Raw genomic sequence first — 12,430 nt, forward strand, 5'->3', positions numbered from 1 at the left:
AGGCTCAGGAGGCGTTGAGGATGTCTTCGAGTTCCTTGTTGGCCGCGGCCAGCGCCTCGTCGGCGGACGCCTTGCCCTCGATGACCTTGCGGGCGGCGTTCTGCAGCACCGCCTTGGTCTCGTTGGCCTCGGTCCACTGCGGGTCGGCGGGGAAGGCCTTGGCCTTGGCGAAGGCGGCGGCGAACGGCGCCTGCACCGGGTCTTCCGCCAGTTTGGCGAGGGCGTCGGGATAGACGGGGAGCAGGCCGCCGTCGGTGGCGTACTTGACGCCCCATTCCTTGCCGGAGGCCAGCTTCACGAACTCCTTGGCCGCCTCCTTCTCCTTCGCGGTGCCCCAGACGGCGATGTCGTTGCCGCCGAGGAAGGACTGCGCCTCGCCGCCGGCCTGCGACGGGAGCGGGAAGAACGCGAGCTTGTCGCCCTTGATCTTGCCCTTGCTCTCCTCCTCGATCGTCGCCAGGTCCCACGCGGCGGTGAGGTACATGCCGACCTTGTTGTTGGAGAAGCGGGTGCGGATCTCGGTGGTGTTCTGGTTGAGCCGCGACTTGCTGGACAGGCCGTCGGTGACCAGGCCGGTGTACTGGGCGAAGCCGGTCTTGAAGCCCGGCCCGGTCAGCTTGCCGACCCACGTGTCGCCCTCCTTGACGGCGTACTCGCCGCCGGCGGTCCAGGCGAGGGCGCCGAGCAGGTGGTTGGCGTCGGAACCGCCGTTGAAGGCGAAGCCGTCGACGTCGGAGCCCTTCTCGGCCTGGATCTTCTTGGCTGCGGCGACGAGCTCGTCCCAGGACTTGGGCACCTCGATCTTGAGCTCCTTGAACCAGTCGGCGCGGTAGAGCACCGCGCGGCTGCCGCCGCCCCACGGCACGGCGTACGTCTCGCCGTCGATGGTCTCCAGGCCCATCAGGTTCTTGGGGATCTGGGTCTGGTCCCCCGAGGCCACGATGTCCGTGATGGGCTCCAGCGCCTCCTGGCTCTGCCAGAGCGGGACCTGGTCATTGCCGATCTCGGTCACGTCGGGGCCGGCGCCGCCCGCCGCCGCGGCCGTGAACTTGTCGTTGACGTGCTGCCACGGGATCCACTCGACCTTCACCTTGGCGCCGGTCTGCTTCTCGAACTCGGCGGCCAGCTCGTCGGTGTACTTCTGGGCCTCGGGGTTGCTGTCGCCCAGGCGCCAGAAGGTCAGGGTTTTGCCGGCGTACTTGGGCCCGCTCGCGTCGGCCGCGCTCGGTGAGGACTCAGGCGTCTCGCCGGATCCGCACGCTGCCAGGCCCAGGGCCAGGGCGGCCGTGGTGACCGTAGTGGCTGTGATCTTCGCGATCCTCACAGGGTTCTCCCTTCCCGGGTGCCGGCCTACGGTCCGCACCAGGCTGATCGTCAATGCCGAACGATGCTGATAAACTAACAAGAAACTTTCCTTAAAAAAACGCTCGTTAGCCGATCGTGACGAGAGGGGACACGTCGATGAGCCGAGACCCGGGAACCCCTCGGTTGCTGCGCCGGCTGAACGATCGAGCGGCGCTCGAGCTGCTCATCGGAGACGGTCCCCTCACCCGCGCCGAGCTCGGCCAGCGGACCGGCCTGTCCAAGGTCACCGCAGGTCAGCTCCTCGTCAGGCTCGAAGAGCGGGGGCTCGTCGAGGTCACGGGGGAGCGGGCCGGCGGCAGGGGCCCGCACGCCGCCCTGTACGCCGTGGTGCCCTCCTGCGCGTACGTCGCCGGGCTCGAGGTCCTGCCCGACAGCCTCAGGGTCGGTGTGGCGGACATCACAGGCAGAACCGTGGTCGAGATCACACTCAACCCCTCGGACGGTCGCGATCCGGTCGAGGCGGTGCACGCGGCCGTGCGGCGGGCCTGCGAGGCGGCGAACATCGGCCTGTCCCGGTTGCGCTCCTTCGTCATCGGCACCAGAGGCGTGGTCGACCCGGTCAGCGGGGACGTGCGCTGGTCGTACGACCTGCCGGCCTGGCACGTCGGCGTGCTGGCCAGCCTGCGCGAGGCGCTCGGCGCCTCGGTGACGATCGAGAACGACGTCAACCTGGTCGCCCTCGCCGAGCACAAGTACGGAGCGGCCGCCGGGCACGACGACTTCGTGGTGATCTGGTCGGGCATCGGCCAGGGGCTCGGCGTCATGCTGGGCGGCAAGCTGCACCGCGGCATCACCGGGGGAGCGGGCGAGATCGGCTGGCTGCCGGTGCCGGGCGAGCCGCTGCCCGCCGACGTCTCCCAGCCGCAGTCGGGCTCGTTCCAGCGGCTGGTGGGCCACGACGCCCTGCGCGGGCTGGCCGACAGGCGCGGGCTCATCGGCAACACCGTGCCCGACCTGGTGCGCGGCGGCGACGAGGGCTACCTGGACGAGGTGGCGGGGCGGCTGGCCGTGGGCGCGGTCGCCGTGACCGTCGTGCTCGATCCCGGGCTGATCGTGCTGAGCGGCGACGTCGGCAGGGCGGGCGGTGCGCGGCTGGCCGCCAAGGTGCAGGAGGCGGTGGCGCGCGTGTGCCCGAGCCGGCCCACCGTGGTCACGACCGGGGTCGCCGGCAACCCGGTGTTGCGCGGCGCCCTGGTGGCGGCTCTGGAGCAGGCCCGGGAACAGGTTTTCTCCGACACTGTGTGAGAATTTCTGCCCATGTGGCAGTCCCCGAACGATGTCGTGCTCATCTCGGACCCCCGCGTCGTCTCCGTCCCGGTGCAGGAGTGCGGCGAACCACTGACCGACGTACGCGGGCGGCTGCGCGTGGACACGCGCATGGCCGACGACGACGGCGCGTACGCCCACCTGCGATCCGGCCTGCTCGACCGCCTGGAGAAGGCGGAAGGCCTGCTGCCCGACGGCTACCATCTGCTGATCGTCGAGGGCTACCGCCCCATCGCGACGCAGCGGCGGATCTTCGACGGGTACCGGGCGGAGCTGGAGGCGGCGTTCCCCGACATGTCGCCCGACGAGTCTTATATCGCGGCGAGTCGTTACGTGTCCCCCGTCGAGGTCGCCCCCCACACCGCCGGAGCCGCCGTCGACCTGACCCTGTGCGCCCCCAACGGCACCGAATACGACATGGGCACCCAGGTCAACGACAACCCCGAGCAGAGCGACGGCGCCTGCTACACCGCCGCCCCCACCATCTCCGACGACGCCCGCGCCCACCGCAAGCTCCTCGCCGCCGCGCTGGAGCCCGTCGGCCTGGTCAACTACCCCACGGAGTGGTGGCACTGGTCCTACGGCGACCGCTACTGGGCCATGGCCACACGCACCTCATACGCCCTCTACGGACCCATCTGACAAGCACCTGTCGGACGGGTTTCCCCCAGGGCACGGTACGGGCACAACTTCGTACGGAGGCTTTTGGACTCCCCAACGAGGTGTGGGCATGGTTCCGTTGATCGGGATCGAAGAGGAATACCTCATCGTCGATCCCCGCACCCGCCACGTGGCTCCCCGAGCGGCCGAAGTCCTGGCCGCGGCCACGGATGTGCTGGACGTGGTGCAAGAAATCACCCGATTCCAGGTGGAGGCACGCACGCCGCCGTCCGCCGACCTGAGCGAGCTGGGCTCGCAACTGCGCACCGTGCGCAAGGAAGTGGCGGACGCGGCCCGCTCGTGCGGGCTGGCCGTCGTCGCGAGCGGCATCCCCGTCCTGGGGAACGTCATGCAGCCGCCGCTCACCGACGACGACCGTTACCTCCAGGGCAGGGTGCTCTACCGCGCGCTGCAGGACGAGATCAGCATCTGCGCCCTGCACGTGCACGTGGACGTCCCCGACGAGGAGCACGCGGTCTATGTCGGGAACCACCTGCGGCCGTGGTTGCCCACGCTGATCGCGCTGGCCGCCAACTCGCCGTTCTTCGTGGGGCGCGACACCGGGTACGCGTCCTGGCGGGTGATCAGCTGGGGGCGCTGGCCGGTCTCCGGCGCGCCCCCGTACTTCCCGTCGTACCGCGACTACGAGCTGGCGCTGCGCTCGCTGGCGGAGTCGGGCGCGCTGCTCGACGCCAAGACCGTCTACTGGGACGCCCGCCCGTCGCCGCGCCTGCCGACCGTGGAGATCAGGGTGGCCGACGTGCCCCTCGACGTGGCCGACAGCCTCACCCTGATCGGGCTCATCCGCGCCCTGGTCGTGACCTCCCTGGAGGCCGTCGGGCGCGGCGACAGAGGGCTGCCGGTCCCCGCCGAGGTGCTGCGCGCCTCCTACTGGCGGGCCGCCCGCGACGGGCTGCTGGGCGACAGCATGGACGTGCGGCACGGCACGCTCGTGCCCGCCCCGGTGATGGCGGGGCGCCTCCTGGAGCACGTACGCCCGGCGCTGGCCGAGGCGGGCGACCTGACGTTCGTCCAGGAGGGTCTGGACCGGCTGTTGCGCCAGGGCTCGGGAGCCATGCGCCAGCGCCGGGTGCACTCCAGGGGCAACGACCTGGCCGAGGTGGTGGACGACCTGATCGAGGCGACGGTCGCCTAGCCGTCATCGGCCGACGGCGTAGCCCTGCGCGCCCCGCGGGTTCGCCGCGGCCTTGAGGAAGGCGCCGTCACGGGCGACCGCGCTGAGCCGGCCCAGCGCCCACGGACCCTGCGCCTCGACCTCGTGCCCGCGCCGCCGCAACTCCGCGACGACGCCCGGGTCGAGGCGGTCTTCGACGTGCAGGACGCCAGGGCGCGAGCCGCGGGGGAAGAACGAGCTGGGGAAGTGCTCGGAGTGGAACATGGGGGCGTCGATGGCCTCCTGCAGGTTCAGCCCGCCGTGCACGACGGAGAGGAAGAAGTTCGGGCTCCACTGGTCCTGCTGGTCGCCGCCCGGGGTGCCGAACGCCAGCCACGGCCGGCCATCCCTGAGCGCGAACGAGGGCGACAGCGTGGTGCGCGGCCGCGTCGCAGGCCGCAGCGAGGCCGGCAGGCCCTCCTGCAGCCAGAACATCTGCGCCCGCGTGCCCAGGCAGAAGCCCAGCGCGGGAATGGTGGGCGAGCTCTGCAGCCAGCCGCCGCTGGGTGTGGCCGAGACCATGTTCCCGTGCCGGTCGACCACGTCGACGTGGCAGGTGTCGCCCCTGACCGTGCCGTCGGCGGAGGTCACCTCCACGCCGCCCGCGCTCTTGGCCACCGTGGGCTCGCCGACGCCCTGCGGGGCGCGCGCGCCGGAGATGCCGGGCGCGCTGCTGGAGGTGCCGGGCGCGGGGAGGTCGGGCAACCTGGGCGCCCGCCCGCCGGGAGCGCCCGGCCGCAGCTCCAGGCTGGCCTCATGGCCGACGAGGACGCACCGCTCCGCGTTGTACGCCTCGCCGAGCAGGTCGGACATGGGCACGTCGGCATCGCCGTACCAGGCCTCGCGGTCGGCGAAGGCGAGCTTGGCGACCTCCGTCACCGTGTGCACGTAGTCGGCGCTGAGGTACCCCATCGCGTCCAGGTCGAACCTGGACAGCAGCGCGAGCTGCTGCAGGAACACCGGACCCTGCCCCCACGGCCCTGTCTTGCACACGGTGTGCCCGCGGTAGTCGAAGGTCACGGGATCCTCGACGGAGGCCGCCCAGCCGGCCAGGTCGTCGCCGGTCAGCAGCCCGCCGTGCACCTCGCCCGAGCTGTCGCGCCAGGCCGTCTTGGTGCTGAACTCGGCGATCGCCTCGGCGACGAAGCCTTCGTACCAGGCCCTCCTGGCGGCGGCGAGCTGCCCCTCGCGCGTGCTCGACGCAGACTCGGCCTCCGCCACCAGCCGGCGGTAGGTGGCGGCCAGCACCGGGTTGGCCAGTTTCGACCCCGGCGCGGGCGCGGCGCCGCCGGGCAGCCACGTCGCCGCCGACGTCGGCCAGTCTTCGGTGAACAGCTCCGCGACCGACTCGACCGTGGCGGAGATCCGCTCCAGCACCGGCACCCCGTGCTCGGCGTAGTGGATCGCGGGGGCCAGCACGTCGGCCAGCGACCAGGTGCCCCAGCGCTCCAGCATGAGCATCCAGCCGCCGAACGCCCCCGGCACGGTCGCCGCCAGCAGCCCCGTGCCGGGCACCACGTCCAGGCCGAGCCCGGTGTAGTGCCCGATCGTGGCTGCGGCGGGCGCCACGCCCTGGCCGCACACCACCGACACCTTCTGGTCGGCCTCGCTCCACAGCAGGATCGGCACCTCACCGCCCGGGCCGTTCAGATGGGGCTCGGCGACCTGCAGCACGAACCCGGCGGCAACGGCCGCGTCGAAGGCGTTGCCGCCGCGTTCCAGCACGCCCATGCCGGCGGCCGAAGCCAGCCAGTGCGTGCTGGCGACCATGCCGAAATCACCTGAGAGCTCGGGCCTGGTGGTGAACAAACCATTCTCCTTCTAGCGATGAGCGGCCGCGTCGGGGATGCGGTCCGCCGTGATGAGGTGACACGCGGCCGGATGCCCGTCGCCCCGCGTGTCGGTCAAGGAGGGCTCGTCGGTGCGGCAGGCGTCGTACGCCAGCGGGCACCGCGTGTGGAACCGGCACCCGGAGGGCGGATCGACCGGGCTCGGCACGTCGCCGCCGAGCACGATCCTGCGCCGCTCGCGCTGCCGCACCGGATCGGCCACCGGGGCCGCCGACAGCAGCGCCTGCGTGTACGGGTGCCGCGGCGCGGCGAAGATCTCCGCCTTCGGGCCCGACTCCACGATCTTGCCCAGGTACATGACAGCGATCCGGTCGGCCAGGAACTCCACGACCGACAGGTCATGCGTGATGAACAGGCAGGAGAAGCCCATGTCCCGCTGCAGATCGGTGATCAGATTGAGCACGGACGCCTGCACGGACACGTCGAGCGCCGACACCGGCTCGTCCGCCACGACCAGCTTCGGCTCCAGGATCAGCGCCCTGGCCAGCCCCACCCGCTGGCGTTGCCCGCCGGACAGCTCGTGCGGAAACCGCGAGCGCATCTCCTGCCGCAGCCCCACCTTCTCCAGCATGGCCGACACCCGCTCGGAGGCGCCCCGGCGGTCGGCCACCTTGTGCCGCAGCAGCGGCTCGCCGACGATCTGCTCGATCGTGAAGCGGGGGTTGAGCGAGGAGAAGGGGTCCTGGAAGACCATGTGCACGTCCCTGCGCAGCGGGCGCATGGCCCGGCGCGACAGGCGGGTGATGTCGCGGCCGGCCAGCTCGATCGTGCCCGCGGTCGGGTCGGTCAGGCGCAGCACGCACTTGCCCACCGTGGACTTGCCGCTGCCGGACTCGCCGACCAGGCCGAGCACCTCGCCCTGGCCGATCTCCAGCGACAGGCCGTCCACGGCGCGCACCTGGCCGTAGTGCTTGACCAGGTTGTCGATGCGCAGGATCACGACTGACCTCCGGGGTGGAAGCAGGCCGCCAGATGGCCTTCCGCCTGGCGTACGAGCGGGGGCCGCGAGACGCGGCAGTCGACCTGGACGCGCGGGCAGCGGTCGTGGAAGGCGCACTCGTCGGGGTCGGACAGCGGCGAGGGCACCATGCCGGGGATCTCCGCCAGCCGGCCGCCGACCGCGGCGGTGGGCAGGGCCTTCATCAGCCCCAGCGTGTACGGGTGGCGCGGGTTCGCGAACAGCTCGGTCACCGTGGCCTGCTCCACGGCGCGGCCCGCGTACATGACCACGGCCCGGTCGGCGATGTCGGCCACCACCCCCAGGTCGTGCGTGATCAGGATGATCGCCGTGCCGAGCCGGTCGCGCAGGTCGCGGAACACGTCCAGCACGCCCGCCTGGATCGTCACGTCGAGCGCCGTGGTGGGCTCGTCGGCGATCAGGACCCGGGGCGAGCAGGCCACCGCGATCGCGATCATCACGCGCTGCCGCATGCCTCCGGACAGCTGGTGCGGATATTCCTTCATCCTGCGCGCCGCCGCCGGGATGCCGACCAGCTCCAGCAGCTCCACCGCGCGGTCGCCGGCCACCCGCCGCGACAGGCCCTCGTGCCTGCGCAGCACCTCGGTGATCTGGTAGCCGACGCTGAACGACGGGTTGAGCGAGGTCATCGGCTCCTGGAAGACGACCGAGACGTCCTTGCCGCGTACGTGCCGCATGTCCGGCTCGGGCAGCGTGGTCAGCTCGCGGCCGTCCAGCTTCACCGAGCCGGACAGCCGGGTCGTCTCCGGGGGCAGCAGCCGGGGCACCGACATCGCGGTGACCGACTTGCCGCAGCCGGACTCGCCGCACAGCGCCAGGATCTCGCCCTCGTCCAGGGTGAGCGAGATGTCCCTGACCGCCTGCACCAAGCCGTCCTCGGTGTCGAACTCGACGGTCAGGTCGGTGATCTCCAGCAGGCTCATCGGCCGCTCCTCGGGTCCAGTACGTCGCGCAGCCCGTCACCGAGCAGGTTGAAGCCGAGCGTGGCCAGCGCGATCATCAGGCCGGGCCAGACGGCCAGCCACGGCGCGTCGCTCAGGTACTGCTGCGCGGTCGTCAGCATCACACCCCACGAGGCCGTCGGCGGCTGCACGCCGAGCCCCAGGAACGACAGGGTGGACTCGCCGATGATGGCCGCCGGGATCGCCACCGTGGCCTGCACGATGAGCGGGCTGGCGCAGTTGGGCAGCACGTACCTGAAGATGATGTGCCCGTCGCCGGCGCCGTCGGCGACGGCCGCGGCCACGTAGTCCATCTCCCTGACCGCCAGCACCTCGCCCCGGGTGATGCGGATGACGGCGGGCAGCTGGGAGAAGCCCAGCGCCAGCACCACGCCCTTCAGCGACGGCCCGATGATCGCCGCCAGGCCCACCGCGAACACCAGGAAGGGGAACGCCAGCGTCACGTCCACCAGCCGCATCACGATCGGGTCGAGCCAGCGCCGGTAGAACCCGGCGACCAGCCCGATCGGGATGCCCACGGCCATCGCGAGCAGGGTCGACAACACCCCGGCCTGGAGCGACACCTGCGCGCCGTGCGCGATCCTGGCGAACGCGTCCCTGCCCAGGTCGTCGGTGCCCATCAGGTGCGCGGGCGACGGCGGCGCCAGCGTGGCCAGGTAGTCCTGCGCGGCCGGGTCGCCGGTGACCAGCGGCCCCGCCAGGGCCAGCAGCACGAAGCCCACGACCAGCACCAGCCCGGCCATGGGCATCGGCCGCCGCCGGAAGCGCCGCCACAACCTGCGCCTGCGGGCGGCCCGGCCCGCTGCGACGGCCTGCTGCTCAGTCACGGGAGCCCCCCGACAGCCTGATCCGCGGGTTGAGGAAGGCGTAGGCGATGTCGACCAGCAGGTTGACGACGACGTAGCCGATCACGGTGATCAGCACGACGGCCTGGATGACCGGGTAGTTCCTGGTCAGCACCGCGTCCACGGTCAGCTTGCCGAACCCGGGGATCACGAAGATCTGCTCGGTCACGACGGCGCCGCTGATCAGGGCGCCGAGTTGGAGGCCGAGCACGGTGACGACGGTCGTCAGGCTGTTGCGCAGCGCGTGCGTGCCCACGACCTTGACCTCCGACAGGCCCTTGGACCGCGCGGTCCTGACGTAGTCGGCCGACAGCGCGCCCAGCATGGCCGAGCGGGTCTGCCGCATCAGGATGGCCGCGAAGCCGGTGCCGAGCACGAGGGCGGGCAGGATCATGCGCTGCAGGTTCTGGGCCGGGTCCTGGGTGAAGGGCACGTATCCGGAGGCGGGCAGCACCCGCCAGGTGACCGCGAACAGCAGGATGGCGAGCAGGCCCAGCCAGAAGTGCGGCACCGACAACCCGGCCAGGCCGAACCCGGTGGCGACGTAGTCGGCGACCTTGCCGCGGCGCACCGCGGCGACGATGCCCGCGCCCACGCCGATGACGATCGCGACCAGCATGGCCAGGGCGGACAGCTCCAGCGTCACCGGCAACCGCTCGGCGATGATGTCGATCACCGGGAGTTGGTCCTGCGTGGAACGGCCGAGGTTGCCGGTCAGGGTCTGGCCGATGTAGTCGAGGTACTGTGCGGGCAACGGCTTGTCCAGGCCGAACTCCTGCCGGATGGCCTCGACCACCTCGGGTGAGGCCTCCTGGCCGGCCATGACGGTGGCCGGGTCGCCGGGCAGCGCCCTGATCCCCAGGAAGATCAGGACACTGCCCAGGAACATGACGATCACCGCGGATCCGCAGCGCCGGAGGATGAACCAGAGCATCAGGCGGTGAACCCGGCGGTGACGAAGCGCGGCAGGCCGTCCTTGAAGTACTGGACTCCGGCGACGTTCTTGTTCATGCCCAGGTAGTACTTGTTGTGGTAGAGGTACACGATCCCGCGCAGCTCGGCGATCTTCTTCGTCGCGCTGCTGTAGAGCTCCGCCCTCTTGGCGGTGTCCGACTCGGCGGCCGCATCCTTGACCGGGTCGTCGATGCCCGGGTCGGACATGCCGCTGTAGTTGTTGGCGCCGCGGCTGGTGACCATGCCGGTGAGGTTGCCGTCCGGGTCCACCCGGCCCGACCAGCCGACCAGCATGGCGTCGAAGTCACCGGCCTTGCCCTGCTCCAGGTTGCTGACGAACTCGCCCGTCTTCACGCTCACGTTGAAGCCCGCCTCCTTGGCCATCTGCTGGATGACCTGCGCCAGGCGGATGTTGGTGGCGTCGTTGGGCGTGTTGAGGCTGACGGGGATCGGCGTCGGCACCCCGGACGCCTGCACGAGCTGCTTGGCCTTGGCCAGGTCGCGCTTCGAGCACTGCAGGTCCTGAACCCGGTAGGGGCTGTCCAGTGGCAGAGGGGAGCAGTCGGCCTCGTACAGGCCGTTGTAGACGGTCTTGTTGATCAGCTCGCGGTCGAGGGACAGCTCGAACGCCTCGCGCAGCTGCGGGCTCTTGCCCAGCGCCGTGTCCACCTCGCCGGCCTTCTCCGTGGCTCCGTTGGCGTTGCCGACGTTGATCGTGACGCCGTAGTAGCCGAGGCCGCCGCCCGCCACGACCTTCAGGTTGGGGTCGGCCTGCACACCCTTGACCGTGGTGGTGGCGAGCTGGTCGGCCACCTGCACGTCGCCGGACTTCAGGTTCGCCGCCCGTACGTTGGGGTCGATGATGATCTTGTAGACGAGCTTGTCGAGCTTGACCTTGGCCGCGTCGTAGTAGTCGGGCGCCTTCTCCAGCACGATCTGGCTGCCGGAGGTGCGGCCGGCGAACGTGAACGGTCCCACGCACACGGGGCTCGCGCCGAAGTTGTCGCCCGCCTCGTCCAGCGCCTTGGGCGACATGATCATTCCGGCGCGGTCGGCGAGCTGCGCGGTCAGCGGGGTGAACGCCTGCGAAAGCGTGAGCCTGACCGTGGCGGGGTCGACCACGGTGACCTTGTCGACCGGAGCAAGGTCGGCCTGGCGCGCCGACTTCTTCCAGGTGCGGTGCCGGTCGAGCGACTTCTTGACGGCCTCGGCGTCGAGCGGCGTCCCGTCGTTGAACTTCACGCCCTCGCGCAGCTTGATCGTCACCTCCTTGCCGTCATCGGAGACCTCTGGCAGCGCGGCGGCCAGCTGCGGCACCAGGGCCGAGGCCGCGTCGATGTCGTAGAGCTTCTCGCACATGTTCGCGAAGACTTCGCGGCCCACCAGTGTCGTCGCGGAGCTCGGGTCGAGTGCGTCGGGGTCGGCGTTGAGCGCGATGTTGAGCGTGCCGCCCGCCTTGACCGGCCGGTTGTCGGTGGTGGCGTCGGCGATGGATGGAGGTGCGGCGGGCGTGCCGGTGGATCCGCCTCCGCCGCATGCCGACAGGGCTACGGGGAGAACGGCGAGCGCCGCGACGAGCCTGGGGGACGGTCTCATGGGGCCTCCGTAGGGACGTTTAGGAGACTGTATACAAGACCTGACATTTCATAAGTGTTTCATAACGCTGTGTTGTTATCTGACCGTTTTCTAATCGTTCGGGTGTTTCGTCGTACGGCCCACGGCCACCAGGAACGATCTCCTGGCCGCGGCCACGTGCGCGATCGCCCTGGCCTGCGCCTCGTCCTCGTCGCCCGCGGCGATGGCCTCGTGCAGGCTTACGTGTTCTGACCATGAGTGCGGGCCCCGCGCGGCGGCGGTCTGGCTGAAGACCCACTGCGCCCGCTGGAGCATCGGCTTCATCATCAGACTCAGGTAGGAGTTGCCCGCGGCCTCGCCCACGGCCAGGTGGAAGGCGGTGTTGAGGTCGGCCACCTGCTCCAGGCGCCCGCCGTCCACCGCATCCCTGGCCTGCTGGAGCACGTGGCGCAGCCGCTCGGCGGAGGCCGGATCGCGCTTGCGCGCCGCCAGCCGGGCCGCGAGCCCCTCGATCGCCATGCGCACGTCGAAGAGCTCCTCGCCCTCTTCGACGGACAGGCGGGCGACCGTGGCACCGAGCCGGGGGACGACCTCGATGAATCCCTCGGCGGCCAGCACCCGGATGGACTCGCGTACCGGGTTGCGCGAGACGCCGAGCGCGGCGGCCAGCCGGTCCTCGACCAGCCGTTCGCCCTGGGCGAGCTCCCCGGAGAGTATGCGGCGCCGCAGCTCCTTGGTGACCTCGTCGCGTAACGTCTGATGGGCCGCGCCCAGCGTCATACCAGTCATTTGACGACTTA

11 protein-coding genes are annotated in these 12,430 nt (G+C 70.8%); 3 read left to right on the forward strand and 8 right to left on the reverse strand.

Translation table 11 applies throughout. The features are described from left to right. Nucleotides 1–4 precede the first annotated feature (4 nt). Nucleotides 5–1,324 carry an extracellular solute-binding protein gene (locus E1294_RS17185; RefSeq protein WP_132509531.1) on the reverse strand — a complete coding sequence of 440 codons (1,320 nt, stop codon included), beginning with the start codon at nucleotides 1,322–1,324 and terminating at the stop codon, nucleotides 5–7. A gap of 137 nt (nucleotides 1,325–1,461) precedes the next feature. Here E1294_RS17185 and E1294_RS17190 point away from each other — a divergent pair, with 137 nt between their 5' ends. From E1294_RS17190 to E1294_RS17200, 3 genes are all read left to right on the forward strand, one after another. Continuing rightward, nucleotides 1,462–2,610 carry an ROK family transcriptional regulator gene (locus E1294_RS17190; protein WP_132509532.1) on the forward strand — a complete coding sequence of 383 codons (1,149 nt, stop codon included), beginning with the start codon at nucleotides 1,462–1,464 and terminating at the stop codon, nucleotides 2,608–2,610. 12 nt (nucleotides 2,611–2,622) lie between these two features. Next, on the forward strand, nucleotides 2,623–3,273 hold the full coding sequence (locus E1294_RS17195; RefSeq protein ID WP_132509533.1) for a M15 family metallopeptidase: 651 nt from the start codon (nucleotides 2,623–2,625) through the stop codon (nucleotides 3,271–3,273). Between the two features lie 88 nt (nucleotides 3,274–3,361). Then, a complete protein-coding gene (locus E1294_RS17200; RefSeq protein ID WP_132509534.1) occupies nucleotides 3,362–4,447 on the forward strand; it encodes a carboxylate-amine ligase in 1,086 nt (361 codons plus the stop codon). Between the two features lie 3 nt (nucleotides 4,448–4,450). Here E1294_RS17200 and E1294_RS17205 read toward each other — a convergent pair whose 3' ends face one another. The 7 genes from E1294_RS17205 to E1294_RS17235 form a co-directional block, all read right to left on the reverse strand. After that, complete coding sequence (locus tag E1294_RS17205) at nucleotides 4,451–6,235, reverse strand: gamma-glutamyltransferase family protein (RefSeq protein ID WP_220447788.1); 1,785 nt, start codon at nucleotides 6,233–6,235, stop codon at nucleotides 4,451–4,453. Between the two features lie 51 nt (nucleotides 6,236–6,286). Further along, entirely contained in the window at nucleotides 6,287–7,255 is a 969-nt protein-coding gene (locus tag E1294_RS55835) for an ABC transporter ATP-binding protein (RefSeq protein WP_246083068.1), read from the reverse strand. Next, nucleotides 7,252–8,217: an ABC transporter ATP-binding protein gene (locus E1294_RS55840; RefSeq protein ID WP_132509536.1), complete on the reverse strand. Its 966-nt coding sequence runs from the start codon at nucleotides 8,215–8,217 to the stop codon at nucleotides 7,252–7,254. The genes E1294_RS55835 and E1294_RS55840 overlap by 4 nt, the downstream gene beginning before the upstream one ends. After that, nucleotides 8,214–9,083, reverse strand: a complete 870-nt coding sequence (locus tag E1294_RS17220; protein ID WP_220447787.1) for an ABC transporter permease — start codon at nucleotides 9,081–9,083, stop codon at nucleotides 8,214–8,216. The genes E1294_RS55840 and E1294_RS17220 overlap by 4 nt, the downstream gene beginning before the upstream one ends. Further along, nucleotides 9,076–10,035: an ABC transporter permease gene (locus tag E1294_RS17225; protein WP_132509537.1), complete on the reverse strand. Its 960-nt coding sequence runs from the start codon at nucleotides 10,033–10,035 to the stop codon at nucleotides 9,076–9,078. Before E1294_RS17225 ends, E1294_RS17220 begins: the two co-directional genes overlap by 8 nt. Further along, nucleotides 10,035–11,651 (reverse strand): ABC transporter substrate-binding protein, encoded by a 1,617-nt coding sequence (locus tag E1294_RS17230; RefSeq protein ID WP_132509538.1) that lies wholly within the window; start codon nucleotides 11,649–11,651, stop codon nucleotides 10,035–10,037. The genes E1294_RS17225 and E1294_RS17230 overlap by 1 nt, the downstream gene beginning before the upstream one ends. A gap of 90 nt (nucleotides 11,652–11,741) precedes the next feature. Further along, nucleotides 11,742–12,419 (reverse strand): GntR family transcriptional regulator, encoded by a 678-nt coding sequence (locus E1294_RS17235; protein ID WP_132509539.1) that lies wholly within the window; start codon nucleotides 12,417–12,419, stop codon nucleotides 11,742–11,744. Nucleotides 12,420–12,430: the final 11 nt, after the last annotated feature.

This window comes from Nonomuraea diastatica (assembly GCF_004349015.1).
Classification (GTDB): domain Bacteria; phylum Actinomycetota; class Actinomycetes; order Streptosporangiales; family Streptosporangiaceae; genus Nonomuraea; species Nonomuraea diastatica.

What these genes read in the sequence shown, in the direction of transcription:
- E1294_RS17190 (WP_132509532.1), top strand. Translation starts at nt 1,462, where the DNA reads ATGAGCCGAGACCCGGGAACCCCTCGGTTGCTGCGCCGGCTGAACGAT.
- E1294_RS17195 (WP_132509533.1), top strand. Translation starts at nt 2,623, where the DNA reads ATGTGGCAGTCCCCGAACGATGTCGTGCTCATCTCGGACCCCCGCGTC.
- E1294_RS17200 (WP_132509534.1), top strand. Translation starts at nt 3,362, where the DNA reads ATGGTTCCGTTGATCGGGATCGAAGAGGAATACCTCATCGTCGATCCC.
- E1294_RS17205 (WP_220447788.1), bottom strand. Translation starts at nt 6,235, where the DNA reads ATGGTCGCCAGCACGCACTGGCTGGCTTCGGCCGCCGGCATGGGCGTG.
- E1294_RS55840 (WP_132509536.1), bottom strand. Translation starts at nt 8,217, where the DNA reads ATGAGCCTGCTGGAGATCACCGACCTGACCGTCGAGTTCGACACCGAG.
- E1294_RS17225 (WP_132509537.1), bottom strand. Translation starts at nt 10,035, where the DNA reads ATGCTCTGGTTCATCCTCCGGCGCTGCGGATCCGCGGTGATCGTCATG.
- E1294_RS17230 (WP_132509538.1), bottom strand. Translation starts at nt 11,651, where the DNA reads ATGAGACCGTCCCCCAGGCTCGTCGCGGCGCTCGCCGTTCTCCCCGTA.
- E1294_RS17235 (WP_132509539.1), bottom strand. Translation starts at nt 12,419, where the DNA reads ATGACTGGTATGACGCTGGGCGCGGCCCATCAGACGTTACGCGACGAG.